Below are 26,255 nucleotides of genomic sequence, written 5' to 3'. Positions count from 1 at the left end.
CCGACCTCCTGGTCGGGGTGCCCCAGCCGACGCCCGTTCATATCCCGGATCGTCCCGCTTGTGTGGGCCGGTCGGCCCTTTGACCTCTCTGACGGTCAGGCGATCCAACCGCCCGTGAGGCCCAGCACCGCCGAGCCGTCCACGTCGGCGAGCTTGGTGCGGGTGAAGTCACGGGCCCAGTCGGAGGTCTGGATACGGAACGCCGGGCGGTGGGCGGTGAGCACCCGCAGCACGGACTGTGCTGCCTCGGCCGGCGTCTGGGCGCTGTTCACCATCTGCGCAACGGCGCCATTGACGAGGTTGGCCTGCGCCTCGGCGTACGGGCCCGCGGCGGTGATCTCGGCCTCCATGTCGATCCCGATGTTGTTGAAGAACTCGGAGGCTATGGGGCCCGGCTCGACGACGGAGACACTCACGCCGAGCTTGGCCGCGACCGGCGCCAGACTCTCCATGTAGCCCTCGACGGCGAACTTCGCCGCACAGTACGCCTCGGAGAAGGGCTGCCCGATGACACCGCCGATACTGGTGACGGTGATCAGACGGCCGCCGGAAGCCCGCAGGTGCGGCAGTGCGGCCTTGGAGACGTTGAGCACGCCGAAGAAGTTGGCCTCCATGACCCGGCGGACATCGTCCACGGTATCGTTCTCCAGCGTGCCGAAGTGTCCGGCGCCCGCGTTGTTGACCACGGCGTCGAGGCGGCCGTGGTCGGCGATCACCCCGTCGATCGCGGCGGCTACAGAGGCTTCGTCGGTGACGTCGAGCTGCCGGATGTCCAGCTCCACGCCGACGGCCGCGGCAGCTTTGCGCAGCGCGTCGGCGCGGCCCGTGTCGCGCAGGGTCGCGACGGTGTGCCAGCCCGCCTGGGCCGCGCCGACAGCGGCGGCCAGGCCCATGCCGGAAGAGGTACCCGTGATCAAAACAACCTTGGAAGACATGGTGAAACCCTTCACTTGGGAGATCGAGCAATTGAGCGTGTACACGAACCGTGACCACGTGCGGCACACGTGTGCCATTCGGCTCATGACGAAGAGGAAGCTGACCTGAGGCAATGTCAGCTTGGTTGACGGGCCGAGTGCAGGACCGTTGCGTCAGAGCCGTGCAGGTCTGGGCTGCCCCACTGAACGGCGCAGGCGCAGTGAGGCCGGGCATCCGGGGCACTCGCCATCAGCGGCCCTTGTACGCTGCGGACTTGGACACCGCGAAAGTCTCAGACGACCGATGCCCATGCCCGGGAACACAGCCGTCGAACTACTGAGAAGCAGGTGCCGGCCACTCCGCGATCACCGATCGGGACCCTTGTTCGGACTCCAAGTCCCTCGACCGGTACGGCAACTGCTAGTCAGCCTGTACTGAGACGGCAGTGGAGATGCTGAGGTCGTGCCACATGTGGTCGGACGCGGCGAGAGCCTGGGCCGCGGCCGCTGCGTGCACGACGGCATCGGGGCCGATGAGCAGGCGAAGCGGAGCGTCCTGTCTGCCGACGAGCGAGAGAATGACATCGGCGACCTTGGCCGGGCCGGAAGGCATGGGCCAGGTCGGAAGGATGCGCGCGAACTCGCCGACTGTCTGCTGGTACGGCTGGCTGATCGGCGGGATGCTCATTGAGGAGCCGGCCCAGTCGGTGGCCATGCCACCGGGCTCCAGCACGGTGATCTTGATGCCCAGCGGAGCGACCTCCTGGGCCAGAACGGTCGAGAAACCGCCGACGGCCCACTTGGCACTCTGGTAGGCACTCAGCCCCACCGAACCGACACGCCCGCCGAGCGAGGAGATCTGGCAGATGTGCCCGTGCCCCTGCCGGCGCATGATCGGCACGACGCCCTTGGTCACGTGCACCACACCGTAGAAGTTGGTGTCGATCTGCGCGCGGAAGTCCTCAAGGGTCGCGTCCTCGATGGAGGCGGTGACGCCGTAGCCGGCGTTGTTGACGACGACGTCGTAGCGGCCGTAAGCATCCAAGCCGACCGCGATGGCCTTGAGGACGTCATTGTTGTCGCTGACGTCCAGGGCCACCGGGAGGATCCGGTCGCCGTAACAGGCAGCGAGCTCGCTGAGCTGCTTCGGCTTGCGGGCGGTGGCGACAACCCGGTCACCCGCCTCCAGCGCGGCTTCGACGATCTTGCGGCCGAGGCCGCGGGAGCTTCCGGTGACGAACCAGACCTTGGACATGGGAATTCCTTCCGCATCGTGCAATACCCACTCGCACAGTCGTGAGTGGATCAACCAGCCGCGGATGCTCCCGCAGCTGGCGGTGCCGTAGGCGTGCCGTGTCGGCTTCAGTGAAGAATGTGCCGTTGGCGCGGGCCGGTCTGCCCTTAAGGAACGCTGTAGCCGCCGTCGACGGGCAGGGCGATGCCGGTGACAAAGCTGGACTTGTCGGAAGCGAGGAAAGCCACGACGTCGGCGATCTCACTGGCCTGGGCGATGCGTCCCAGGGGGTGGGCGGCGCCGATCGACTCACGGACGTCCTCGTCCAGCGCCGCGATCATCGAGGTGTCCACCAGGCCAGGGCACACGGCGTTGATGCGGATGCCGTGGGGCGCGACCTCGAGGGCCGAGCTCTTGGTCATGGCGATCTCGGCGGCCTTGGTGGCCGTGTAGCCGGAGAACCCGGGGACGCCGATCAGTCCGGCGCCGGAGGACATGTTCACGATCGCGCCGGAGTTCTGCGCCGTCATGTGCCGCAGCTCGTACTTCATCGACAGGAACATGCCGCGTATGTTGAGCGCGATCATGTGGTCGAGCATCTCGGTCGAGTAGTCCTTGGTGAGCTGGTACTCGCCGTCGTAGCCCGCGTTGTTCAGGGCGATGTCCAGGCGGCCGGTGACCGCGGTCGCGGCCTGGACGGCATGTTCGATCTGGGCATCGTCGGTCATGTCGGCGACCACATAGCGGGCCGAGCCGCCGGCGGCCTCGATGAGGCGGACGGTCTCCTCGAGGGTCTGCGCCGTGCGGCCGGTGACCGTCACCAGCGCCCCTTCAGCCGCCAGCGCCAGAGCGGAAGCCCGCCCGATGCCGCTGCCGCCGCCGGTGACGAACGCCGACTTGCCTGCAAACTGCTGGGTCATACCTGTGTTCTCTCCTTCTTCTCTGCGTGAGGTGTCTCTTGGGGAGCGGCCGTCAAGCGCAGTGACAGCGGGCATCCCGCGCGCGCCACAGCCGTCGCCTTCGAGCCGAACCAGAGGCGTCACAGGCCGCGCGACTGCTGGACGAGGGTCCAGCAGCTGGCGGTGTTGCGGCAACACCCCGCAACGGTGGGAAGCGAGGGGGCCGACGCCCGCCACGGGAGTGGAACCGTTCAGCCGCTCCAGAGATCAGCGGCTGCCGCGGCGGGCGGCGGCACGAGCAGGCGGCTCGCCCCGCACGACGTCAGGCCTGCGTGCCCTGGACGATGATCTCGTTGACGTTGACGTTGGTCGGCTGGGCGATGGCATAGCCGATGGCTTCGGCGATGGCCGAGGCATCGATGCCGACCGCCTCGAGCGCTGTCCGCACCGCGCCCTGCAGCTGGTCGTCGCCTCCGGAGTGGGTGAGCTCGGTGTGGGTGAGGCCGGGGCTGACGACGGTGACGCGCAGATCGGTGCTCTCCTGGCGCAGGCCATCGGAGACGGCGCGTACGGCGAACTTGGTCGCGCAGTACACGACCCCGGTCGGGTCCACGCGGTAGGCGGCGGTGGAGGCGACGTTGACGATGTGCCCGGAGCGGCGCTCACGCATGCCGGGAAGGACCGCCGCGATACCGTGCAGCACGCCGCGCAGGTTTACGTCGATCATCTGGTTCCACTCGTCGACGCGCAGGTCCTCCATGAGGCCGAGCGGCATCACGCCGGCGTTGTTGACCAGGACATCGACCCGCCCGTGACGGGTCAGCGCGCCGTTGACAAAGGCCTTCACGCTTTCGAGGTCGGTGACGTCCAGCTGGGCGCACTCCGCGTGGTGGCCGGCAGCGGTGAGGTCGGCGACCAGCCTCTCGAGGCGGTCCACGCGCCGGGCGCCGAGGACGACGTGGTGTCCGGCGGCAGCGAGGTGGCGGGCGGTGGCCTCGCCGATGCCACTGGACGCACCGGTCACCAGGACGAGCTTGCGATTGGAGGACGAAGGGTTCTGCACAACAATCTCCGAACGGGACGGGAACGTATTCGTTTCTTGCTTTTGTCACCGGCCCTGTTGGCCGGATTCAGCAATACATTCAGAGCACCATGGGCGCGAATGTTCCGGAAGAGCACACCTCGACCCAGGGCTTCGTCTACCGGGGGTACGACAGAACCACCCCACGGAATAAAACGCTGGTGCTTGCAGGGTTAGCCGGAGAAATATGAGTGAGCGCGTGCCGGATACCGATTCGCGGTCACCCGCAAGCGTCACGTACGCGTCGTCGCTGATGCGCGACGACCGCTCCGCGGCGGCGGGGAACTGTCCGTCGCCGTGCCGGGCCGTACGTGCCGTGATCGAGTTCTGCGCGTCGCCGAAACGACGCCTCGCCCCTCAGCATCACCCAGCGCGGTTCGGCCCTGACAAGTCCTGCATGCGGACGGTCAGGCCGATGAAGTGCCTGCCTTACGGGCACAGGCCGAGCACATCAGGGCCCGGGCACCGGGATGGGCATGTCCAGCCAGACAGTCTTGCCCCGACCGTTCGGGGAACTGTTCCACACCCCGGCCAGGGCCTCCACGATGAGAAGACCCCGGCCGTGCTCGGCCTGTTCGTTCGCCTCCTCGGACAGCACCAGGGGCGAGGGAATGGGCGGGTTGCTGTCAGCGTCGCGTAGTACTTCGAGCCGGATGTGGTCCGCGAACGCCCGCAGGCGGACGTCGACGTCACTGCCCGCGTGGATGAGCGCGTTGGTCACGATCTCGGAGACGATGAGCTGGAGGTCGTCCGAGACCTCCGCCGGCTCCCAGGAGCACAGTCGGTCGTCCACGAAGGCGCGTGCGGCCTCGACCCCGTGCAGGTCGCGCTGCTGGATGTGCAGGCTGCCCGTCCGGGGCGCGCCCTCGCCATGGGCACCTTCATACCGGGCCAGGAGCAGTACCGCGTCGTCGCGGCGCCGGCGGGGGCTGGAGTCCTCGGCCATGCGGTGGTCGGCCAGGTGCTCGAGGTCGGATCTGGTCTGGCGGCTGCCGGACCTGAGCAGCTCGTGCACCGGCTTGCGGGTCGGTCGCGCTGCAGGCGGCCAGGCCGTTGGAGTACAGCATCAGGACGGATCCGGGTTCGAGAGTGTGCTCACGGCCCCGGTAGGCATGGTGTTGCGTGACATCCAGGGGCAGGTTGGCGGGGGCCTCAAGGGTGCCGATGGTCTGGTCGGGCCGTTGCACCAGCGGCTCGGGGTGGCCGGCCAGGGCGACCTCGGCCGTGCCGTCGGCCGTGTCCAGGGTGACGACGCAGCAGGTCACGAGCGGGTCGGTGCCGAGTTCGGCGAGCAGTCTGCCGGTCCGGTCGATCACTGCGGCGGGGCGGTGCCCTTCGGTGGCGTAGGCGGCCACCGCGGTGCGGACCTGTCCCATAAGGGCGGCGCTGTCGATGGCGTGGCCTTCCACGTCGCCGTGAAGAGCGAAGGCGGGGCGCCACCGATCATCGCAACTCTCAGTTTGGTGCGGGCCTCGTCCAAGAGGTAGACCGCTGCCGCCACGGCATCCAGCCGGTGCACGGCCTCGCGGACAGCCCCTTCCAGGACCGCCACCAGCTCAGCACCCCGACTCCGTGCGGACCCGCCCTCGCAGGCGCGTTCTCCGTCTGCGCTGCTGTTCGTCACAGAAACGGCTCCTTCCACCGGAAAGTAGGTTCAGCGGTGGCAGGCCGGCCCTGCGCGAGGCCTTCCGTACAACGACCAAGATCACGGCGAAGATCCGCTCGACGTGTGCCGTCCCCGGGCACGGGTCGGCCGTTTCAGTGCTCGCGCTCGGCGGGTTGTTCGGGGTTCCTGTGCGTGTTGTCGGCGGTCCAGCTGGCGAGCAGGCGCAGGGCGTTCTCGGACGGCGATCCGGGTTCGACGGTGTACAGGCCGAGGATCTGATCGGGGTCTCCCGTGGGAGTGAGGGCTTCGAAGCCCAGGGTGAGGTCCCCGACCAGCGGATGGTGGTAGCGCTTGGAGCCGTACCGGGGCTGGAACACGTCGTGGTCCGCCCACCACCGGCGGAAGTCCCGGTCTCTGGCGGACAGTTCGCCGACCAGCTGAGCAAGCCGGGGGTCATGGGGGTGGTGGCTGGCATACAGACGCAGCATGCCGACCTCTTCGCGGGCGGTCTCGGGCCAGTCGACGTACAGATCGCGGGCCGCGTCGTTGAGGAAGACGTAGCGGGCCATGTTCCGCTCGCCGGCCGGCAGGTCCTCGAAACCGGGGTAGAGGGCACGGGCCAGGCGGTTGGTGGCCAGGACGTCCAGCCGGTGTCCCAGGAGCAGGGCCGGGATGCCGGTGATGTTCTCCAGTGCCTGCACCAGTCCGGGCCGTGCACGCGCCACCGCTGCCACACGCGGCCGTCGCGGGGTGGGTTTGGCCAGCGCGAACAGGTGGTCACGCTCGGTGTCGCTGAGCTGCAGCGCGCGAGCCACGGCCTCCAGGACCGAGACGGAGACACTAGCGCTGCGCCCGCGTTCCAGCCGTACGTAGTAGTCGACGCTGACTCCGGCGAGCTGGGCGACTTCCTCGCGCCTGAGGCCGGGCACGCGGCGCACGCCCGGCTGCGGGGGAAGGCCTGCCTGCTCCGGAGTGATGCGGGCCCGGCGGGTCCGTAGGAAATCCCGGAGATCGGTATCCGGCACGCGCTCACTCATATTTCTCAGGCTAACCCTGCAAGCATCAGCGTGCTCTTATTCCATGGGGTGGTTCTGTCGTACCCCCGGTGGACCAAGCCCTGGGTCGAGGTGTGCTCTTCCGGAAAATTCGCATCCATGGTGCTCTGATTGTATTGATGAATCCGGCCGGCAGGGCCGGGCAGAATATCAGGGAAGAGAAGGCTTGTGAAGCAAATGATTCCCGGCGCCACGGGAATACCGACGAGCGAACTCGCTCTCGGCGCGTTGAATTCCGGCGATTTCGACGGCTCCTGAAACGTCGAGCACGCGAACGCCGACGGTGTAATCCACGCGGCGCTCGATACCGGCATCAAATTCCGGATCAACGAGACGAGATCGTCGCGTCCGGCACCGAGGTCTATACCGCCGACAGCGACGGCCCCGAACTGCCGACCCCCTCGGCAAGCACCTGCGCCGCGGTGACACCCCTGCCCGTCCGCACGTGATGGCCGCGGCCCACAGCACACCCGCTCTCACTGTTCCTGACGACCAACTCCCCACAGCAACACACTTAGAGGAAAGAAATGACCCAGCAATTCGCAGACAAGTCGGCGCTCTCTGCCGCGCAGAGAGAAGCACTCCTGAAGCGTCGTTCCCTGCGACGGACTGCCACCGCAACCGCGCTGCTCCTGCCGACCGGCGCAACTACGGCGACACTCGCCCCCGCAGCCCATGCAGCCGCCCGCCCGTCACAGCCCTAGCGGCAGCACAGCCCTCTGGGAACGATGTCCAAGTGGCGTCCACGAGACTTCCGCAATGCCGCTCTTGCGCCACTACGAGCAGGCGCCCAGGTCACCGCCGGATCAGGCAACGTCACGGCTGGCCAGGGAATGTTCACCGACGGCTGCGCTGTCCGATCCACAGATACAGGAAACAACCAATCCCTCTTCGACGCACCTGGGTGGGAGCCCATCACCCCGGTGGTCGCTGAAATCGACATGGAGATGAGAGGTCATGCTGCTCCAGATGAGCGGTGCAACCCCCCCGGAGACGGGCAGTCCCAGCGCCGGATCTCCCGACCCGACCTGTAACGTCCCAGGTGGGGCCCCATCCAGGGACACGGGAAGGAACATGAGCTGCGCCACCATCAGCCGCCACGAGGCGTGGCTGGTGGGCCTGCAGACTCGGACCACGACTCTCCGCGACGTCTGGCTGTACTACGTCGTCGACCAGGCCTCCAACGCCTGCCATGCGGTGTCCCTGGCGCTGCTCCGCGCCAACAGCCCGTCAGAGCGTGCTACGCGAGAAGGGACACTGACCGAAGACGGACAAGTGGAAGTGCATCAGATACGACAGGATCCGATAGGCCGGATTTCGCTGGTTCGTTACGCCTGACCTCACCCCCGTGTCGCACTTCGCGATGAGCATCGCAGTGGCCGGAATGGGCGTCCCCGGCCCGGCCAGGTCTCGGCGAGATACGCGACGATCTCCTCGGACGTGAACCGCTTTCCGGTGAGCGAGAGGGCCATCTCCTCCAGGCCGCCGCTCCTGCGCGCGTATTTCGGCGACAGGCTCGATCAGATGCCGGGCCGGCTCGACCAGCAGCCCGCCCTCGCCCATAGGACTCCTGAACCGTTCGTTCTGACACCTGGTTCGCTCAGCGGTGGTTGCCGAGACTCTGGTCGACAGGATGTACTGGACCGAAGAAGGACGTTGAGCAATCCGGCCGTGGTTGCCTTGCCCAACGTCTCGGGCATCAGGGGTGTCTCCGGCATGTCAGCCGTTCGAGGGTCCGCCTGTGTCCCCCATCCCCATCTCCCAGGCTCCGCTGGCTCGTTGCCTCCGCCGGAGGCCCGAACGGTGGCCAGTGGACCTGTCTCGACCTGCAAGAAAGGGTTCTCGGATCATGCGGCGGTACGTTCTCACCGGCACGCCGGGCGCGGGCAAGACATCAATCCTGCGGTGCCTGGACGAGCTTGGCTACGGCATTGTCGAGGAGGCGGCGACGGCGGTCATCGCACAAGCGCAGGCCCTGGGGGAGGACCAGCCATGGACACGGGCGTCCTTCATCGACGAGATTGTCGCTCTGCAGCGACAGGGACAGTTGGAGGCCACCGGCTCTGTTCAGGTGTTCGACCGTTCGCCGGTCTGCACCCACGCTCTCGCCACCTACTTGGGGTGGCCGGTGCCTCCGGCGCTGACCGCGGAACTCGAACGGATCACCTCGGTGGGGATCTACGAACGGCAAGTGCTCTTCGTCCGCAATCTAGGGTTCTGCGAGCCGACCGCGGCCCGGCGGATCAGTTTCCAGGAATCGCTGGCCTTCGAAAAGATCCACGAAGAGAGCTACCGCGCGTTCGGCTACGAGCTCATCGACATCCCTGCCGGCGACCTGGCTCACCGCGTCGCCACCGTGAGCTCGGTGATCGCGCATGGCCTGCCTCAGACACTCGCAGGGTGAGCAGGTACCAGCGTGCACAATGCCACCCGGTGGGCCACCCTCGCCAAGCATCGCCACCCGCCAACAGCCGGAGCCGTGAGTAGAGGCCGTGGTGCGGCCGTTGCTCTTCCCGTCAGGATGTGTTTGCGTCGCGCAGGCTGCGGAAGAAGGCGCGGATGTCGCCGACGAGCAGGTCCGGCTGTTCCATGGCGGCGAAGTGGCCGCCCCGGTCGAACTCCGTCCAGCGGACGATGTTGTTCGTGCGTTCGGCGATGTGCCGCAGGACGATGAAGTTCTCTTGCGGGAAGGCGGCGAGCGCGGTGGGGGCCGTTGAGGGCTCCGGTGGCTTTCCCTGGTAGGCGGCGTGGGCGCGCTCGTAGTAGATGCGGCCGGAGGAGCCGGCGGTCCCGGTCAGCCAGTACAGCATCACGTTGGTCAGCAGGTGGTCGCGGTCGACGGCGTCCTCGGGCCGGTTGGCGCTGTCCGTCCACTCCTTGAACTTCTCGGCGATCCACGCGAGCTGGCCGACGGGTGAGTCGGAGAGCGCGTAGGCGAGGGTCTGCGGACGCGTGGACTGGATGTCCGCGTAGCCCTGCTTGTCGCGGCTCCATGTCTGCATCCGCTCCCAGGAGGCCCGGGTGCGCTCGCGTTCCGCGGGGCTGAGGGCGGCGAGTTCCGCTTCGGTCGGCTCGGCGGTCGCCCCGGCGCCTGGGATCAGGTTCAGATGGACACCGAGGACGTGGTCGGGGCGGATGCGACCCAGTTCGCGGGAGATCGCCGATCCCCAGTCGCCGCCCTGCGTCCCATAACGGGGGTAGCCCAGGCGGTGCATCAGCTCGGCGAAGGCGCCCGCGACGCGCTGGTACTCCCAACCCTTGTCGCGGGTGGGGCCGGAGAACCCGAAGCCGGGGATGCTCGGCAGGACCAGATGGAAGGCGTCCGCGGGATCGGCGCCGTGCGCCCGGGGGTCGGTGAGCGGGCCTGTGATCCGCTCGAACTCGACAATGGATCCGGGCCATCCGTGCGTGATGATCAGCGGTGTGGCGTCCGGTTCCGGGGAGCGGATGTGCGCGAAGTGGATGTTGGCGCCGTCGATCGTGGTCGTGAACTGCGGCCACTGGTTCAGACGAGTCTCAGCCGCCCGCCAGTCGTACTTGTGCCGCCAGTAGTGCGCGAGTTCCCGCAGGTAGTCGCGCGGAACGCCGTAGTCCCAGCCGGCGTCGGGCAGTTCGTCCGGCCACCGGGTGCGGTCCAGGCGGTGCCTCAGATCGTCCAAGTCGCTGTCCGGGATCGAGACTCGGAACGGTTGGATGCTCTCACCTGGTGATGTCGTCATGGTGCCGCAGTTGAAAGGCATTTCAAGCATGTGGGTTCCCTTGTGCCGTGTGGTGGACTGCTCGTAGGGCCGCGCCGGCGGAGACCAGTGCGAGCACGGCGCACGCCCCGAGCGTGGCCGCCAGCGCGTGGGCCGACGTGGTGGCGTCTCCCGTACGGGCAAAGGCCAGATAGCCCGCGCCCAGGGCGGCGACACCGACCGCACCGCTGAGCTGGGCGTTGGTGCTGATGACGCCCGAGAGATCGGTGGCGTAGTCCGGCGCGGTCGCCGAAGTCATCCGGTTGATGAGCGAGTTGGAACTGATGCCCAGGCCGAATCCGCCGATTCCGAGCAGTGCGAGCAGCCCCGGGCCGGTGTGGTGGCCGGCCAGCAGATACCCGCACACGGCGAGATAGCAGACGGCGAGCAGGAGGCAGCCGCACACGTCGGCGTATCGCACGGGGGCATACTCGGCGGGGAGGCGGGACAGCGCGAGGCCGGCAAGCCCGAAAGCCGCCACCCAGGAGACCATGGTGAGCCCCACGTAAGCAGGTCCCCGGCCCAGACCGTGCTGGAGGTAGACCGCCAGCACGAACAGCAGGGCGAAGTACGTCAAAGTCGTCAGGCCGTGAGCGAGCAGTCCCCAGCGCACCGCCGGCGGCCGGACCGCACGGGGAGAGACCAACGGACGCCCGCCCAGCGCGGCCAGCCGGCGCTCGCCGCTGACGAAGAGCGCGGCCAGGGGGCAGGAAGCGGCGAGGCTGATCCAGGACCACACGGGCCACGCCTGCTCGGGCCCGAGAACCAGCGGCACGATCAGCAGTGCGATGGCTGACGAGAGCAGGACGACCCCCCTGGTGTCGAAGGACGAAACGGCGCGTGGCCTGTCGTCCGGCACCCAGAGTTGCGCGGCGACGGCAAGGGAGAGGGCGGCAGGCACATTGACCAGAAAGACGGGGCGCCACCCGAGCCCCAGCACATCCGCGGCGAGGAGCAGCCCACCGAGCACCTGCCCGACCACCGCTCCTGCGGAGAGCGCCACCGCGTAGTACGCCAGGGCCCGGGCCCGGTCCCTCCCGCCGAAGTGCATCTGCACCGCGCTCAGCACCTGGGGAACCATCAGCGCGGCCCCCGCGCCCTGCACGATCCTGGCGAGGATCAGGAGCACCGGGGTGGGCGCTACCCCGCACACGAGGGACGACACCCCGAAGACGAGCACCCCGGCGGCGAAGACCCGGCGATACCCGTGGGTGGCCCCCAGCCGGGCCGCGGTCACCAGCAGCACGGCATAGGCGACCACGTATCCGGAGACCACGAGAGCCGTTTCCCCGCCGGACGCGCCGAGGCTGTCCTGGATGCCGGGCCCGGCGACATTCACGATCGCGGTGTCCACATTGGCCAGGAACTGCCCGGCCAGCAGAACAGCCAGCATCCGCCAGGAGGTGGCACCGCCATCCGTGTCCCGCTTCCGGGGCCGGATGTTCAACACATATTGCATGCACCGACTTTGCGACGGTCGCTGAACCACCGCTGGCGATTTCCGGACGTCGCGTTCAGGGACCGGCGCCCGACGCCGACGAAGTACTCGTCCGCCTCTGGCCGGAACCCCTTTGGACCGGATCCCACATGGTGAGGCGAGCCACCGCCACGATCCAGCAGGACGGGACACTCCGCCCGACGGTAAGGCGGCCAGCAGCACCCCAACCACCGCGCACAGATCAACGGCGGTTGGCTGGTCAGATGGTGATGGACCGTTCGAATACCGTGCGCAGGACGACGGTGGAATTGGTGTGGGTGATGGACGGAATCGCCCGGATGCGGTCGAGGGTGTCGGCCAATTCGACGGTGGTGCCGAGAGAGCTTGTCCAACCTGTCGCGCACGGCGGGCTCGGACAACCCGACGAGCCCCGCCAGCGCGCGAACGGACTTGCGCCCGTCTCGCGAAAGCTCCGCGAGCAACGTGTGGTGGACGTGATCCAGGGGCTGCACAGTGCACTTTATGAGGTTCACATCGTTGAAGGGGGCACGTGTGGATCCGGCCTCACTGGATCTCTCGGGGCCGAAGCCTCAGATTCCCTACCAACCACGGAGTGCGCGTTTCCAGCAACGCGTCGCCCTGGGCGACTGGGTGGTCAAGCTGTATGCGATCGCATCGAACGGACACTCGTTCCGCAAGGGTTGCCGAGGCGGCGGTCCGTGCCGCGCGGCAGGCGCTTCCCTCACCTGCCGTCACATCTGAGCGCTGCGGCGTGGGGTTCGTCATCGCTCATGACGCCCCCCCCAACGCTGTTATGCGCTGATCTGCTGGTGGGCCGAGGAGAACGAGGTACATCAGCAGCTTCTCTCCGCGCCGCCGACCGCCCTTCGGAGCTGGCGCCCCACCCGAGCCACGCGGCCGGATGGATCCCAGAAGTCCTCCACCCGGTCGGGAGGCAGAAAGCGGTCATCGGTCATCCCGGACGGAGTGCCGTACTACAGCCTCCGCGGCAACACCGGGGCGATGCTGCGGGCGTTCGTAGAGGTCGACCGGGCCACCATGGGGCCCGAGCGCCTCGCCGCCAAACTCACCGCGTACGCCCGCCTGTACGCCTTCGTGCCCCAGCCAGCCGGCCGACGCCCGGGATCACACGGCATCCAGAGAACGTCGACGAGCGAATCACGTGTCGCATCCACGGCGCGACGACAGAGCAAGCCGACGGCATCTCAACTGGAGCTGTGGGCCCTACTGTGCCTCGCTGGGACGAATGGTCGGGTGGTTCATTCGCCGCCCGGGAATCGCTCCGTCCACCAGGGACGCCAGCGGGAGTCCAGTTCGGCCAGCTGGGCGTCGTCGAGGCCGTAGGTGCTCAGGACCGCCATGGCTGCGCCGTTCGGCTTGCTGGGTGATGGGTCCGCACTGGAGACGATGAGGAGTCCGTCACCCCAGGCGTCGACCGTGATGCCGAGTTGGGGGCCGGAGCTGAACCACATGTCCCCTGCGACGTCCTCGCCAAGCAGATTCCTCTGGAACGCCGAGCCTGCGGTGATGTCCGCGAGGTGGAGTGCGTCGATGAGGTGCACCGCGTTGTCATTGCCGCTGACGAACGAGAGTGTGCGGCGGACGGCGCCGGGGTGGCGCTCGACGGCGAACTTGAGCTGCTGCAGGAAGGTGACCCAACCTTCGGTGACGTCGTCGTAGTAGGCGTCCAAGTCCGGGTTGTCACCACAGGGGCCTCGAGTGAGCGTGACCCGAGTGCCCGCGCCGTACGGTTCGAGCCTGAATTCGTCGCCACCGTGCAGTCTCAGCGTGCGTGCGGAGGCGTACTCCACCGTGTCGGTGAAGAAGATCAGGTCGATCTCGTCGTGCAGGCCCTCGTAGTCCCAGCCCATCCAATTGCGGATCTTGTCCTTGGACCGCAACGCATCCCAGACCACGTCCACCGGCGCGGCGATGGTGACCGAGATCCGCGGCCGTGCGTCGTCACTCATCCGATCTCCTTACTGTCAGGGTGGGAGCCGGGCGGTCGAGGGCCACCATCCGGTCCGGTCGGCCGCCGCGGAGTCGTAGCGCTTGACCCACCTGCCCCACCGCGGCCGCCAGCTCTTCGGTTCATGGCTCACTATATGAAGCGCGGGACGACGCAACGCACGAGACCCACGAGGCAACCGCAGGTCAGAGCGCGAAACAGGAAGGCGGCCTGGACGACTACCAGGTCCGGCCCACCAGTGGTCCGCGAGACGACCGGAGCGATCGTCGGCGCCATCACCGGCACCCCGGCAGAGTCCCGCACACTGCTGCTCGGCAGGTACGACCAGGACGGCCAACTCCAGTACACCGGACGCACCACCACCCTCCCCCAGGCAACCGGCCGCACCCGCGCCGACCTCTTCACCCCAGCCCCACACAGCCACCCGTGGACGGGCTGGACCTTCACCGCAGGCTGGGGCACCGGGGAGACGCTGGACGTCACGCTGGTCCAGCCCGAACTCGTCGTGGAAGTCGAGGTCGACGTCGCCCGCGCCGCTTCCGGCCGGTGGCGCCACTCCATGCGATGCGAGTCCGGGACGCCTTCAGTCGACCTGCGGCACCGTTCCCCCATGCCAGTCGCGTCATCGACCCCTGGGAAGCTGAGCATCGCCCGTTGTGACCAGTCCGCGGGCGCAGAGTTCGTCCACGACGCGAAACAGGAGGCCGTCGCGATCGAGGGCGGACACCCACGAGGTACCGGCAGCGGCGGGTCTGTCGGCCGGGTTGTGAGAGCCGCACGGCCGAGGAAAGTGCCGGGCCTCCGGTGCTCGAGATTGTGGCTGCATCACTGCACTATCGGCATGGAGTGACCTCTCCTTGAGGCCAGCAACCGAGTGAGCCGAAGCGCGTCGCCCGTTGAGCTGGGGTGGCGGTATCCAGATCAGCGGGTGTGATGGGAGTACGGTCCTCCGTCCCGTCCGTCTCAGCGGACACCGTCCCGGGCAAGGTGCCGGGAGCGGCAGGGTCGCATACGAAGCAGAGCGCAACGGAGCACGTCGGCCCTGTGCGTCGGCGTTCACGGAAGGAGTAGCTGTGGCAACGCCCCCCTCTGATGGCCCGGACCGAAACCCCGACGTCGGCGGCGCCGACCACGCCGGCGGCCGCAGGCGCTTGAACGGCGACAGCGGTGATGCGGGTCGCTCACCCGACGACGGCGAGCGTGGCGAGGCAGGTCGCTCACCCGACGACGGCGAGCGTGGCCATGCGGGTCGTCCGTCCGGACACGGCGCCGCGGACGGTGACTCCTTCAAGGGCGCTGTGACACGCACTTTGCGGGAGTTCAAAGAGGACAATCTCACGGACTGGGCGGCTGCGTTGACCTACTACGGGGTCTTGGCGATCTTCCCGGCCCTGCTGGCTCTGGTGTCCATTTTGGGTCTGCTGGGCCCGGCCGCCATCGACTCACTGATCAAGAACCTTTCCGCCATCGCCCCCGGGGCCGTGCGCGACCTCCTCACCGCCGTGCTGAAGCAGCTCAAAGACGGCCAGGGCAAGGCACTGCTCGCGCTGATCATCGGCGTCGTCCTGGCGCTGTGGTCGGCCTCCGGCTACGTCGCCGCCTTCATGCGGGCGTCCAACATCGTCTATGACATCGGCGAAGGCCGACCGGTCTGGAAGACTCTGCCGGTCCGCCTCGGCATCACCGCGGCCGTGGTAATCCTCCTGGCCCTCACTGCGGTCGGCGTCGTCTTCACCGGCACACTGGCCAAGAAGATGGGATCGATTCTGGGGCTGGGCGACACGGCGATGACCGCATGGAACATCGCGAAGTGGCCCGTCATGCTCCTCTTGGTCGTTCTGATCGTCATGCTGCTGTACTGGGCCGCCCCCAACGTCAAGCGGCGAATCCGGCGAGTGATGCCCGGCGGTGTCCTGGCCGTGGTCATCTGGCTCATCGCGTCCGCGCTGTTCGCCCTCTACGTCACCAACTTCAGCAGCTACAACAAGACCTACGGTGCCTTCGCCACCCCCATCGTCGCGCTGATCTGGCTGTGGCTCACCAACATCGCGATCCTGCTCGGACTGGAGTTCAACGCCGAACTGGAACGCGGACAAGCCATCGGCAGCGGGCACCCCCCGGGGGACGAGCCCTACGCCGAGCCCCGCGACACCCGCAAGCTCTGACGACGACCGGCACCCCATGCAGCCAAGCCCCATCTTGCAGGCTCGAAAACGTGGACTGTTGTGGGCCTCAACGGCGGCACGAGGTGCTGGACCATGAGCCTCAGGGCCAGACGGCGGATCCCATCGCCCGGCCCTGCGCCTCGAACTTCTTCACGGCCTGCCGGGGGGCTCCGCCCACACGACGCGTCCGCGTCCCGTTCAGCTTGCGTGATGAGTGCTGTGCGGTGCTTGGTGACAGACGCCGTCGCGGACCATGTCCAGGTGCATGGCGACCATGGGCCGGGCCGTCCGGGCCGCGGCGACCACACCGGAGTTCGTTCCGTGCTTGATCTCCTGGTCGATGGCGGCCAGCGTCTTGCGGTGAGCGGCAGCCTGAGCCTTGAGCCACGCCTCGTCGTAGGCGGAGCTTCCGGCCTTCGACTGCACCGCCTGCAGAGCCTTCTGCTGTGCCGCAGAGGGTGACGACGGCAGTCTGGTGTGCGTCTTGTCCGCCAGCTTGCGCACCGAGGCGTCCAACTTGGTGTGGTCGTGAACCCAGGTCTGTCCGGCGCGCTTCACGCAGACGGTCGTGGCGTGTTTCCCGGCATCCTTACCGGCGGCGATCTCAGCGAGGTTGCCCTGGTGGGCCTGCACGAGGAAGGTACGGTCCTGGCTCGTGGGGGATGCTGCCGCGATGGCTTGGGGGGCGGAAAGGCCCGCCAGCGTCGCTGCCGCGACAAGAGTGGCGAGGGTGTACCGGCGCATGAGATGAACTCCTCGGTCTCGTCAGGCCCGCGGGGCACGGGCCGTCGGATGGTCGGATGTGGACGCCCCGCTCGGGTCGCACATACGGGTGCCACACCCTGAACATCCAACACGCCGAAAAAGGACATTTCTGGCCCGCGGTAGCTGACAGGTCGTCCCGGCTTGCAGAAGTACGCGATCCGCCATGGCAGCGCATCTGCCGGCGGGGCGGAACGAATCGTCCATCCCGTACCACGCCCCGTAACACCTACTGGTGATCTTCGGCTTCTCCCTGCAATCCCCGGCGCCGGCAGCGATCAGCGCCCGCGAGGCCGTCCGGCAGCCACGTCCCACACTCTCCGCGAGCGAGCGCTTCGAGATGGCCGGCCTCCAGATCGTGCCGTTTCCGAAGACGCCCGTCGGCACGGGATCGGGGCCGCGCTGTTGTCAGCACGTCGCTGCGCGGCGCACATGTGGCGGCGGCGCGCTCGGGGCCTAGCAGCTCCGGGCGCGCCGTCGTGAGAGGGGATACCGGTTCGGCTGTGGTCAGCAGCTTTACCGGCGCGGGGTGTGCGGGTCAGTGGTGTCCGCCGCCGTGGCGGTTGTGACCCCAGGACTCGTCGTCGATGAAGCGGTCGTGGTCGTTGCGCAGGGTGGCGGTGTCGTGGTCGTTGTCCCACGCGTACGAACGGCGGTCCTGGTAGACATCGGTGTGCGAGTCGCGGCCCTCACCTGTGTGGACACGGACCGTGGGCCGGCCCGCCATCGCCGGCAACGCCCCGCCCCGACCAGAGCACCCCGCCGCAAGCGCAGCGGCGGCCAGACGACGGGCACACACTCTGCCCAGCACGTGCGGGAGTTGGGATGGAAACATGGCCTGTGTTTGTGTCACCTGTTGCCCACATTTCTATGACTCGCGACTGCACTACTCACGTATGCTGGTTGTGGACCATAGTGACGGCCCTGCAGGCCAAGCACTCCTACGGGAATTGGCCGTGACCGCCATCACGACGCCGCCGTGTCCCAGGACCGCGACGGGCCTTCACCCGAAAGTGAGCACACTGGACCCTGTGCGCCCCCGCACCGCGTCGGCGCTGGACCGGCCGCTGGGGCAATGGATCTCGAACATGCGTCGCTCCGGCCCGCTGGACGGGCACCCGAGTGGGAGGCCGCGCTGGAGGAGATCGACCGTAACCGAAACCCGGCGTGGCCGGCCGACTGGCAGGGCCACTACGCCGCCGTACGCGAACTGCTGGGTGAAGAGGCCGGGCAGAGAAGACCGAGCTCGAAACGTGGAGTCACGGCCCACACCATGGACGTCGGAAAGTGGCTCGCCCGACAACCCCAGTGGGCTGATGGACGGCCGGCGTGAGCGCCTGGAGGTCCTCGGCATCGTCCCCCTGGCACCAGAGCGGGACACGCGCACCAAGGCGTCCACGGCGCCTCGGGGAGCCTTCAAGCGGGGTGTGGCGGCCCTCGCGCAGCAAGGGCCCGCACCGGCTCCATGGCCGTCCCCAGGGCCCATGTGGAGCGACTGGAGGCCGGCACAGACGCCAAACTCGGGGTGTTTTTGCCCAACAAGACCCGCCGCACCAAGCTCACCGTGGAGAAACTCGCCGCGCTCGGGCCGCAGTGGGCGGCGTAACGGTGGGGGCTTTTCGTCGTTGACGGGGCACCCCCGAACCGGGTTCCGGGGATCTCTGGCTGATCCCCGGAACCCGTGTTATGACACGCGCGGCGCTACCGCTGATGAACGATCGCGTGCTCATGCTCGGCAGATCGCCGCGTTCCAGCCGGGATGCGTGGTCAGTGACGCTCCTCCTGGCTCCCCTTGCCGCCCCTGTGGCCCGCTTCCCGGGTCTCCTCGGACGTGCGGCGCTCGGCCGGGCGCTTATCCTGGGGCGCGTGGCCTTCCTTGGACGCATTCTCGCGCTGCTTGGCGGGGTTCATGCCCTTCTTCGTCTGACCGCTCTTGGGCTCAGCCATGATGACTCCTCCTTTTGGAGCAGAAACTGCCGGTGATCTCAGCGTCACACGCTGTTGAAAAGGCGGCACCTTGGAACGTCACCGTGGGTAGCCCGCTTTGCGCCAGAAATCGAACATGCCAGGGACCCCTCCCTGCTCCCCCACGATCTCGTCCAGGCTCAGACCGCCTGGTACGCCACTACCGGGCCCTCGCCCACGCTCCGGCCGCGCGTGCACCGCCGCGCAGCGACGACGCCTGCAGGAACTGTCCCGGCTCATCGCCGCCCATCCGTACTGGCAGGGTCCGGCCGGTAGGCCGGCGGCCCACATGGCGCTCAAGGAACTCGCCTGGCAGCAAACGCAATCGTGACGCGCGTGCCGATCGGCAGCCCGCCGCCGCCGAGCGGAGCGGTGCGCTGCTGTGCGCCCACCGGGAGTGGGTTGCCGCCGGACTCGCCGTGCACGGCACGGAACCCCCGGTACGTGAACTCGTGGCGGTGGTCGGGCTGTTCTCGTCGACAGTCAGCGACCACCTGACCCGGATTCGGGCCGCGGGAGCCGCGGTGGCAACCCACGGGTGGCGCAGCCGCCGGCGCCCGCGCTGCGGCCGCTGACCGTCTCTTTGGGTCCTGCGGTGCTCGCTGCACGGCCCCCGGTGCCGCGTGACGGTGCGGGCTTGTCGTCGTTGAACCGTGCAGCCTGGCCCGCGGGGACTCCTCACCCTCTGTGGGCCAGGTGGGATCCCCGGGCGCTGCCTGAAGAGCCGTCCGGGGGATCGCCGGGCGGTGTCGTCCACGAGGACGCGTTCTGACGGCGCAGGCAGCTTCTACGCTCTGTCTGCGGTCACTGCCTGGTCTCCGGCTCCACCCTCTCGTTGATCACCGGTGGCCGCACCTCATCCCACCCCGGATCGGACTCCGACCAGCGGACACTGCCCCGCGACCGTGGCAGTGTCCGCTGGTCGGCCCTGGTGCGAAACGAGGGGCGGAGAACGCCGCGCGAGCGGTCCCCTCACGGCAGGCAACGACCTGTCAGCTAGGCTGCGTGCGGCGCCGCACCTGCCGGGTGTGTCAGTCAGGGCAGCAGGCGGGATCCTCCGATCCCGTGCGGTCCCGAGCGACAGTCGAGGAGACGGTGACCGACCACTGGAACGCGGACCGCTCAGACCGGCTGTCCGTCGACCGCCACGTGATCGACGGCGTCCGCGTGGTGAGTGTGCGGGACGAGATCGACTATGACGTCCGGGGCGTACTCAGCGTCGCTCTCCTGTCCGCGGACAGTCCGGAGCCGCCGCTGCGGATTGTGCTGAACCTCAGCGGTGTCACCTTCATGGACTCCAGCGGCATCAACGTCCTCATCACCGCCCACCGCGAGGCCAGCGACACCCAGGGGTGGCTGCGCATCGCCGCCGCCCAGGAACCCGTCCTGAGCCTCCTGCAGATGGTCGGCGTCGACACCTTCATCTCCTGCTACCCCACCATCGAGCAGGCTCTCAACGCCTGATCGCCCTAGCTGAGCCGGTTCGTGCGCCGCTGCACGGCCGCGTCCAGCTCCCGCCCGACCGGCTCCGGCAGCTCCTGCCCCAGCGCCCAGCCGATCACCATCTCCGCGACCGCGGGGCTTGCTGTCGGTGTGCTGGGAGACCTCCCGCAGCACCTCGAAACCCGCCACCGGCGCCAGCCGGTGGACCGCAATGAGGACACCGATCGCCTGGTCGACCGTCGCGTGGGAGTCCACGGCCTAACACAACTGGGCGTTCTCCTGCTCCAGCCGGGCCATCGAGTCATCACGTGTCCGCGCAGACGAGGATCGCTGCTCGCGCGAGGTCGCCATAACTACTCTCCATGCAGGGGCTACGTCTCCAGTACGCCTGCCCCCGGCACCACCCGCAAGACATCCACAACACGGCAGTAAAGACCACACACCGTTGTGGTGGCTCTCCGCCGCCGGCGGACGGCGAAGAGCCCGAGAGGCTGACTGCCCAACCACTCCCCCGCCGAGTCGCCCACTTCTCTTCACTCACACCTTTCGTTCCGGATCAGCATGGGTTGTGCGGCATGGCCGGGGCCACGCTCTCTGCGCGACCATGCCGACGAGGTCGTGCCCGTCGATCACCGGCAGGCGGCGCACCCTTGCGCTCGCTCCTGGTCGCCGGCCCCGGCGTCGCGGGCGTCGAACAGGCGCTGCGCGTACGACGGGGGCAGGTGGACGGTGAGGCGGCGGAAGCGGCCGTCGTCGGTCGTGCCGACGGGTGCGGTGTAGCCGAAAAGGGCGCGGGTCTCCATCGTGATCCCGCCGCTGGTCGCGGCCTGCTGGCGGCGGCGCTTGCGGCCTTGGGGCCGCCAGCGGGAGCGCACCGCGTTCTCGATCTTCGGCGACGTCGGGGCGGGCGTGTTTGCGGGCGCCGCGGCGGTGGCGGTTGACCGAGTCGGCGGTGACACCGATCTGCTGGGCGACGGCCTTCGCGCTGCCCAGCTGTTCAGGGCCTGCCCGATTCTTCTCAGGGAAGTCCCTCGATGTGTTGCAGCGGACTGCCACGTACGCCTGTCGCACTCCGAGGTGTTGAGGGTCGGCAGGCGCGCACAAGGGTCAGGGCTGGGTGGCAGAAAGGCTGTCCGGATGGAGCGGGAAGATCTGGTCGAGGCCGACGACGTGCAGTACGCGCAGGGTGTGGGCGGGGACAGCAGCGAGCGCGATGTCCGCCTGGGCGGCGTGGGCGTGGTTGCGGGCGGCGATCAGGGCGGTGATGCCACTGGAGTCACAGAACGTCATGCCGGCCAGGTCCACGACGAGGCGCTGGCCCGGCTGGAGGGTGAGCGTGGTGAGCAGCTCGCGCAGCTCGGGGGCCGTGGCGTAGTCGAGGTCGCCGCTGATCTCCATAACGGGACCGGTGGCAGCGTCTCGGGCGGTGATCTTCAGCGGGCTCATTCGAAGGGGTGGGTCCTGAGGTTGAGGGCGGGGACGCCGAGGGCGAGCAGGGCGGTGTCGTCGTCGAGGCCGTCACCGAAGCCGTGCAGCAGGCCGGTCAGGGCCTGGACCAGGGCGTGTGGGGGCTGGCCGGCGTGATCCGCGGCAAAGGCGAGCAGTGCCTCATCGCCGAACAGGGCGGTGCGGTCTTCACCGGTGCGTGCTTCGGTGATGCCGTCGGTGTAGAGGAGCAGGGTGTCGCCGGGGGCGAGGGTGGTGGTGGCGGTGGCGAAGTGCGCGGAGGGCAGGATGCCGACGAGGAGGCCGCCAGGGGTGGGCAGGAAGTCGGCTGTGCGGTCCGCGCGCACGACGATGACCGGGGGGTGGCCGCCCGAGGCGAGGCGGACCGCGACGTTCCCCGTTACGGGATCGGGTTCGAGTGTGCCGAAGATGGCGGTGCAGTACCGCGGGTCACCGCTGGTGTACCGCTCGTGGAGCACCCTGTTCAGGGTCGACAGGGCTGCGACGGGATCGGGATCGTGCAGTGCTGCGGCACGCAGGGTGTAGCGGGTCAGTGAGGTGACCGCGGCGGCCTGGGGGCCTTTGCCACACACATCGCCGAGGAAGAAGGCGAAGCGTTTGCCGTCGACGGGGAAGACGTCGTAGAAGTCGCCGCCGAGCCGGTCTGGATGGGCGGTGTGGTAGTAAGCGGCCGTCTCCAGTCCAGGGACCGGTGGCAGGGTTTCGGGCAGCAGCGATTTCTGGAGCACGGCGAGAGCGTCCTGCAGCCGGGTCCGGTCGGCCTCCGCCTGCTTGCGTGCTTCCTCAGCCGCCTTCCGGCCCCGCAGGAGCTCCTCCTCGTAGGCCCGGCGGTCTCGGGCATCGAAGAGGGTGGTGCGGATGAGCAACGGCTCGCCAGTGCTGCCGTGCTTGACCGAGGAGGAGACCAGCACGGGCATGCGTGCCCCGCCGGTCTGTTTGATCTCCAGGGCTATGCCGCTGATCTCGCCCTGCATCTGGAGCAGCGGTGCGAAGTGCGTCTCGTGGTACAGCTTGCCGCCCACGGTGAGCAGGTCGGTGAACCGCATGCGGCCCACCACCGCCTCCCGCTCGAGGCCGAGCCAGTCCAGCAGGGTGGTATTGATCTTTGCGATGATGCCGTCCATCAGTGTGGACAGATATCCGCACGGCGCGTTTTCGTACAGGTCCTCCGCGCTGTCCTCCAGCAGCGCCGCGAACGCCGCCGCCTGCCCGGCATTGTCGCTGCCGGCGTCCTGCGGGTCAGGATGTTGCCCGGTGCGGCACATCATCGAAGTCCCGCCAGGAAGGTCCGTATCGCCTCGTTGGTGGCCTCGGGGGCGGACAGGTGCGGGCAGTGACCGGTTGCATCCAGAGTGACCAGGGCCGAACCAGGAACGGCGCTGTGTACGAAAGCGCCGACTTCCCGGGGGGCGATGACGTCCTGGGTGCACTCCAGCACCAAGGTCGGCACCCGCACACGCTTCAAATCATCCCTGGAGTCCGACAAGAAGGTGGTGCGGGCGAAGACACGCGCCATGTCCGGGTCCGTGGCGCAGAAGCTGTTGGCCAGCTCCTCCCCCAGCTCGGGCCGCTCCGCGTTCCCCATGATCACCGGAGCCATCGCCCCCGACCATCCCAGGTAGTTCGACTCCAATGACGCCAGCAGCTCATCGATGTCCTCGGCGCTGAACCCGCCCCGGTAGCCGTCGTCGTCGATGTAGCGCGCAGAAGGCGCGACCATTACCAGGGCCCCGATCCGCTCCGCCGCCATATCCGCGGCCAGTACGCCGATCATCGCGCTGACCGAATGACCCACGAACACGGCATCGCGCAGGTCAGACGCTTCGCACAGCTCCACCACGTCCCGGGCGTATCCCTCCAAGGAGGCGTAGCGATCCTCCGAGAAGGCAGACGGATCCGCACCGCCTGAACCCACGTAGTCGAACAGCACCACCCGGTACTCCTCGGCCAGAGCCGGTACCGTGAGCCGCCACATGTTCTGATCACAGCCGAACCCGTGAGCCAGCACCACCGTCCGCCCTCGAGGGTTGCCGATGATGTTGACGTTGTTCCTGCGGCCGATGTCCATCCGTGCAGTCTCCCAGGCCTCGAACAGCCTTCCGCCACGGCGGCAGCCCCATCCGCCGCCCCCTACAACTCCCACACACTCCAGCAGCCAACTCTCCACGGAACGCGCCGCGACATGAACAGCCGCCACGAGCAGCCATGTCGCAGGTCACACATCATCCGGCGTCTGAACGGCGCCGGCCGTTCGATGGCCGATGCACGCCGGAGCAGGGGCTTACCGCGGGCAGTCGTGTGCCGCCAGGCCCCGCTCCGGCGGCCGGACACACCCCGCTCCTCGGCTCGAGCCGGCGACCGTCCACAAGGCAGTGAACGGCATCGTCAGCGGGGCGCGGAAGAAGCGCTGCATGCGGTGGCCTGGCGGGGGCAGACGATGCGCCGGAGGAAATAGCTCCTCCGGTTCGAGCGTGATGCCACCTGCTGGGTGCGCCGGTGTCGCGGGTCGGAGAGACGGCCCGCCTTACGAGGAGGTTGTCGCTGTGCTGCTGCCTGCGGAGAAGGAATTGCGTGCGGTGCTGGGCCGCTTCGCCGAGGCCCGCTTCCGTCATGACGTGCAGCCCACCGGGCGCTCGAGCCGAGAGCTGGAAGACACCTCCTACACTCTGTGTGTAATGACCGGAACTCGGTCGGTGGACCAGGCACTCGATGCCGTCGACACTCTCCTGGAACAACTTCGGGCCAATCGCTATACAACCACTGAAACGACACAGATCCTGGCTGCCTGACCCGCCCATCAGGTGGAGTGACCGAGTCTGAGCGGATCCGCCACGGTTCTTGGCCGGCTGCCGCCGGCCGGGCGGGGCAGCCGGCCCGACCGGCGCGACGTCCGGCCAGAACTCCGGTCAGATTGCCTGGTATGCATTCCCCACGTGCGGGTAAGCGCTCCGTGGCCGGCTACCAGCAGCCGACCACACGGGGGCAGCATCCACTAGGGAGGGGATTCAAGATGACGGTGACCGAGGCGACAGAAGCAGGCACGATCGCACTGCCGGAGATAGCCGACCCCTCACGAGTCGCTCCCAAGGACGCCCGCCAGCTGTCCCGGCTGTTCCTCGACCAACTCGCCGCTCTCGAAGAGGGCACGCCCGAGTACCAGTACGCACGCAACACCCTCATCGAGATGAACATCAGCCTCGTCCGCTACGCCGCCGCGCGCTTCCGCAGCCGCAGCCAGGACGAGACGGAAGACATCGTCCAGGTCGGCACCATCGGACTGATCAAGGCCATCGACCGGTTCGACCTCACCCGCGAAGTCGAGTTCACCTCCTTCGCCGTCCCGTACATCATCGGTGAGATCAAGCGCTTCTTCCGCGACACCTCCTGGGCTGTCCACGTTCCGCGCCGCCTCCAGGAAGCCCGCATCCAGCTCGCCAAAGCCACCGAGGAGCTCCGCAGCCGGCTCGGCCGCACCCCCACCGTCAGGGAGCTCTCCGAGCTGATGTGCCTGAGCGAGGAAGAGGTCAACGAAGCCCGGCTGGCTTCCAACGGCTACGCCTCCTCCTCCCTCGACGCCACCTTCGGCTCCAGCGACGACGGCGAAACCGCGCTCGCCGACTTCATCGCCACCGACGACCACGCCCTCGAACTCGTCGAGGACTTCCATACCCTGGCCCCGCTGATCACCCAGCTCGACGAGCGTGAACGGCGCATCATCCACATGCGGTTCGTCGACGAGCTCACCCAGGGCCAGATCGGCGAACACCTCGGCGTCTCCCAGATGCACGTCTCCCGGCTGCTCTCCCGCACCCTCGCCAAACTCCGCGAAGGCATGCTCACCACCAACTGACCGCCCCACACAGGTTCCACCGTGATGGCGACCAGGGCAGGCTGCTGGGCATGTCCACGCTTCGGCTCGGCGGCCGCAACAGGAGCCCCATGCCGCGTGCTACCCCTGCCTGCTCGCGGCATGAGCGATGGGCGCGTGGGCCGGCCTACCGGTCAGCTGGATCGGCCTCGGGAGGATGAACTTCAATCTCTTCGACACCGCCGACCACTATGGCGCCCCGCAATCGCCGAACATGGTCCAGGTCCACGGGGTGTCCTAACAGACCACCGGCGACGAGCCCTTCGATGCCCGTGGGTGGTGACGCAGTCGAATTTCGCAGCCACCGCCAGTTCCTCGCTGGCTGGCAGCAGCTGCGAATCTGGCAGGTCGGACAGCGTTGCAGAGCGACTCTGCGCGGCCGTTGCGCAAAACCGCAGCCACCCAAGCGTCAGCGCGTGCTTGCAACCGTCCGGCTTTGCCTGGCCCGGTGCGGGCCAACGGTGAGGTCGAGGACGGGAGCCGGCAGGAGGTTGCGCGGGTTCACGCATGGCCGTCCCACCCCCGACCACAACCCACCTACCCCCCTTCTCCGTTGAGACTCATCCGTCCGTTCCCGTGCGGTGTGTATCCATGCGGGCGGACGTGCGTGTAGGGCCCGGCCGTCGTGACG

General features: G+C 68.1%; 23 protein-coding genes and 5 pseudogenes. 8 read left to right on the top strand and 20 right to left on the bottom strand.

Going from position 1 to position 26,255, the window contains the following annotated elements; genetic code table 11:
- Positions 1-95: 95 nt before the first annotated feature.
- From ACFV0T_RS40320 to ACFV0T_RS40285, 8 genes and pseudogenes are all read right to left on the bottom strand, one after another.
- Positions 96-935, bottom strand: coding sequence for an SDR family NAD(P)-dependent oxidoreductase (locus tag ACFV0T_RS40320; protein ID WP_385790220.1), 840 nt, complete (start codon positions 933-935; stop codon positions 96-98).
- Between the two features lie 400 nt (positions 936-1,335).
- Positions 1,336-2,169 (bottom strand): SDR family NAD(P)-dependent oxidoreductase, encoded by an 834-nt coding sequence (locus tag ACFV0T_RS40315; RefSeq protein WP_385790218.1) that lies wholly within the window; start codon positions 2,167-2,169, stop codon positions 1,336-1,338.
- A 146-nt stretch (positions 2,170-2,315) separates the two neighbouring features.
- A complete protein-coding gene (locus ACFV0T_RS40310) occupies positions 2,316-3,068 on the bottom strand; it encodes an SDR family NAD(P)-dependent oxidoreductase (RefSeq protein ID WP_385790216.1) in 753 nt (250 codons plus the stop codon).
- Between the two features lie 301 nt (positions 3,069-3,369).
- Positions 3,370-4,110 (bottom strand): SDR family oxidoreductase, encoded by a 741-nt coding sequence (locus ACFV0T_RS40305; RefSeq protein ID WP_385790214.1) that lies wholly within the window; start codon positions 4,108-4,110, stop codon positions 3,370-3,372.
- A 469-nt stretch (positions 4,111-4,579) separates the two neighbouring features.
- Complete coding sequence (locus ACFV0T_RS40300) at positions 4,580-5,143, bottom strand: ATP-binding protein (RefSeq protein ID WP_385790213.1); 564 nt, start codon at positions 5,141-5,143, stop codon at positions 4,580-4,582.
- Between the two features lie 70 nt (positions 5,144-5,213).
- Positions 5,214-5,504 (bottom strand): annotated as a pseudogene (locus tag ACFV0T_RS40295) (SpoIIE family protein phosphatase); the annotation flags it as partial.
- A gap of 382 nt (positions 5,505-5,886) precedes the next feature.
- Positions 5,887-6,771, bottom strand: coding sequence for a helix-turn-helix domain-containing protein (locus tag ACFV0T_RS40290; RefSeq protein WP_385790211.1), 885 nt, complete (start codon positions 6,769-6,771; stop codon positions 5,887-5,889).
- Positions 6,772-6,776: 5 nt separating this feature from the next.
- Positions 6,777-7,103, bottom strand: a complete 327-nt coding sequence (locus tag ACFV0T_RS40285; RefSeq protein ID WP_385790210.1) for a hypothetical protein — start codon at positions 7,101-7,103, stop codon at positions 6,777-6,779.
- 760 nt (positions 7,104-7,863) lie between these two features.
- Between ACFV0T_RS40285 and ACFV0T_RS40280 the strand changes: the two genes are divergently transcribed.
- Both ACFV0T_RS40280 and ACFV0T_RS40275 read left to right on the top strand, forming a co-directional pair.
- Positions 7,864-8,127, top strand: coding sequence for a hypothetical protein (locus ACFV0T_RS40280; protein ID WP_385790208.1), 264 nt, complete (start codon positions 7,864-7,866; stop codon positions 8,125-8,127).
- A gap of 511 nt (positions 8,128-8,638) precedes the next feature.
- Positions 8,639-9,193 carry an ATP-binding protein gene (locus ACFV0T_RS40275; protein ID WP_385790206.1) on the top strand — a complete coding sequence of 185 codons (555 nt, stop codon included), beginning with the start codon at positions 8,639-8,641 and terminating at the stop codon, positions 9,191-9,193.
- A 112-nt stretch (positions 9,194-9,305) separates the two neighbouring features.
- Here the strand turns inward: ACFV0T_RS40275 and ACFV0T_RS40270 are convergent, their stop codons facing one another.
- The 3 genes and pseudogenes from ACFV0T_RS40270 to ACFV0T_RS40260 all read right to left on the bottom strand — a co-directional run.
- The gene (locus ACFV0T_RS40270; RefSeq protein ID WP_385790224.1) at positions 9,306-10,508 is read right to left on the bottom strand and encodes an epoxide hydrolase family protein; all 1,203 of its coding nucleotides are present in this window, start codon (positions 10,506-10,508) and stop codon (positions 9,306-9,308) included.
- A gap of 22 nt (positions 10,509-10,530) precedes the next feature.
- Positions 10,531-11,985, bottom strand: coding sequence for an MFS transporter (locus ACFV0T_RS40265; protein ID WP_385790204.1), 1,455 nt, complete (start codon positions 11,983-11,985; stop codon positions 10,531-10,533).
- 371 nt (positions 11,986-12,356) lie between these two features.
- Positions 12,357-12,476: pseudogene (locus ACFV0T_RS40260) on the bottom strand (AsnC family transcriptional regulator); the annotation flags it as partial.
- A 307-nt stretch (positions 12,477-12,783) separates the two neighbouring features.
- On the opposite strand from ACFV0T_RS40260, the gene ACFV0T_RS40255 reads away from it, so the two are divergent.
- Positions 12,784-13,329, top strand: coding sequence for a replication-relaxation family protein (locus ACFV0T_RS40255; RefSeq protein WP_385790222.1), 546 nt, complete (start codon positions 12,784-12,786; stop codon positions 13,327-13,329).
- On the opposite strand, the gene ACFV0T_RS40250 is transcribed toward ACFV0T_RS40255, so the two are convergent.
- A complete protein-coding gene (locus tag ACFV0T_RS40250) occupies positions 13,245-13,955 on the bottom strand; it encodes an SRPBCC domain-containing protein (protein ID WP_385790202.1) in 711 nt (236 codons plus the stop codon). The two genes, ACFV0T_RS40255 and ACFV0T_RS40250, sit on opposite strands and share 85 nt — an antisense overlap.
- A gap of 1,297 nt (positions 13,956-15,252) precedes the next feature.
- Here ACFV0T_RS40250 and ACFV0T_RS40245 point away from each other — a divergent pair.
- Complete coding sequence (locus tag ACFV0T_RS40245) at positions 15,253-16,119, top strand: YihY/virulence factor BrkB family protein (RefSeq protein WP_385790200.1); 867 nt, start codon at positions 15,253-15,255, stop codon at positions 16,117-16,119.
- 198 nt (positions 16,120-16,317) lie between these two features.
- Here the strand turns inward: ACFV0T_RS40245 and ACFV0T_RS40240 are convergent, their stop codons facing one another.
- The gene (locus ACFV0T_RS40240) at positions 16,318-16,863 is read right to left on the bottom strand and encodes a DUF4142 domain-containing protein (RefSeq protein WP_385790198.1); all 546 of its coding nucleotides are present in this window, start codon (positions 16,861-16,863) and stop codon (positions 16,318-16,320) included.
- A 556-nt stretch (positions 16,864-17,419) separates the two neighbouring features.
- Positions 17,420-17,608 (bottom strand): annotated as a pseudogene (locus ACFV0T_RS40235) (lamin tail domain-containing protein); the annotation flags it as partial.
- Positions 17,609-18,346: 738 nt separating this feature from the next.
- On the opposite strand from ACFV0T_RS40235, the gene ACFV0T_RS40230 reads away from it, so the two are divergent.
- A complete protein-coding gene (locus ACFV0T_RS40230) occupies positions 18,347-18,487 on the top strand; it encodes a hypothetical protein (RefSeq protein ID WP_385790197.1) in 141 nt (46 codons plus the stop codon).
- Positions 18,488-18,648: 161 nt separating this feature from the next.
- Here the strand turns inward: ACFV0T_RS40230 and ACFV0T_RS40225 are convergent, their stop codons facing one another.
- Positions 18,649-18,828: a hypothetical protein gene (locus ACFV0T_RS40225; protein WP_385790195.1), complete on the bottom strand. Its 180-nt coding sequence runs from the start codon at positions 18,826-18,828 to the stop codon at positions 18,649-18,651.
- A gap of 1,113 nt (positions 18,829-19,941) precedes the next feature.
- On the opposite strand from ACFV0T_RS40225, the gene ACFV0T_RS40220 reads away from it, so the two are divergent.
- The gene (locus ACFV0T_RS40220) at positions 19,942-20,310 is read left to right on the top strand and encodes an STAS domain-containing protein (RefSeq protein WP_385790193.1); all 369 of its coding nucleotides are present in this window, start codon (positions 19,942-19,944) and stop codon (positions 20,308-20,310) included.
- Between the two features lie 171 nt (positions 20,311-20,481).
- Here the strand turns inward: ACFV0T_RS40220 and ACFV0T_RS40215 are convergent.
- The 5 genes and pseudogenes from ACFV0T_RS40215 to ACFV0T_RS40195 all read right to left on the bottom strand — a co-directional run.
- Positions 20,482-20,544 (bottom strand): annotated as a pseudogene (locus ACFV0T_RS40215) (hypothetical protein); the annotation flags it as partial.
- A 404-nt stretch (positions 20,545-20,948) separates the two neighbouring features.
- A pseudogene (tpg, locus tag ACFV0T_RS40210) lies at positions 20,949-21,288 on the bottom strand (telomere-protecting terminal protein Tpg); the annotation flags it as partial.
- A 108-nt stretch (positions 21,289-21,396) separates the two neighbouring features.
- Positions 21,397-21,735 (bottom strand): STAS domain-containing protein, encoded by a 339-nt coding sequence (locus tag ACFV0T_RS40205; RefSeq protein ID WP_385790192.1) that lies wholly within the window; start codon positions 21,733-21,735, stop codon positions 21,397-21,399.
- Positions 21,732-23,021: a PP2C family protein-serine/threonine phosphatase gene (locus tag ACFV0T_RS40200; protein ID WP_385790190.1), complete on the bottom strand. Its 1,290-nt coding sequence runs from the start codon at positions 23,019-23,021 to the stop codon at positions 21,732-21,734. The genes ACFV0T_RS40205 and ACFV0T_RS40200 overlap by 4 nt, the downstream gene beginning before the upstream one ends.
- Positions 23,021-23,824: an alpha/beta fold hydrolase gene (locus tag ACFV0T_RS40195; protein WP_385790189.1), complete on the bottom strand. Its 804-nt coding sequence runs from the start codon at positions 23,822-23,824 to the stop codon at positions 23,021-23,023. The genes ACFV0T_RS40200 and ACFV0T_RS40195 overlap by 1 nt, the downstream gene beginning before the upstream one ends.
- A 475-nt stretch (positions 23,825-24,299) precedes the next feature.
- On the opposite strand from ACFV0T_RS40195, the gene ACFV0T_RS40190 reads away from it, so the two are divergent.
- Together ACFV0T_RS40190 and ACFV0T_RS40185 are read left to right on the top strand one after the other, a co-directional pair.
- Positions 24,300-24,545, top strand: coding sequence for a DUF5133 domain-containing protein (locus ACFV0T_RS40190; RefSeq protein ID WP_385790188.1), 246 nt, complete (start codon positions 24,300-24,302; stop codon positions 24,543-24,545).
- Positions 24,546-24,766: 221 nt separating this feature from the next.
- Positions 24,767-25,606, top strand: a complete 840-nt coding sequence (locus tag ACFV0T_RS40185; RefSeq protein WP_385787916.1) for an RNA polymerase sigma factor SigF — start codon at positions 24,767-24,769, stop codon at positions 25,604-25,606.
- The last annotated feature ends 649 nt before the right edge of the window (positions 25,607-26,255 follow it).

This window comes from Streptomyces sp. NPDC059582 (assembly GCF_042735715.1).
GTDB lineage: Bacteria > Actinomycetota > Actinomycetes > Streptomycetales > Streptomycetaceae > Streptomyces.
This window is presented reverse-complemented; position numbering and strand designations above follow the sequence as displayed.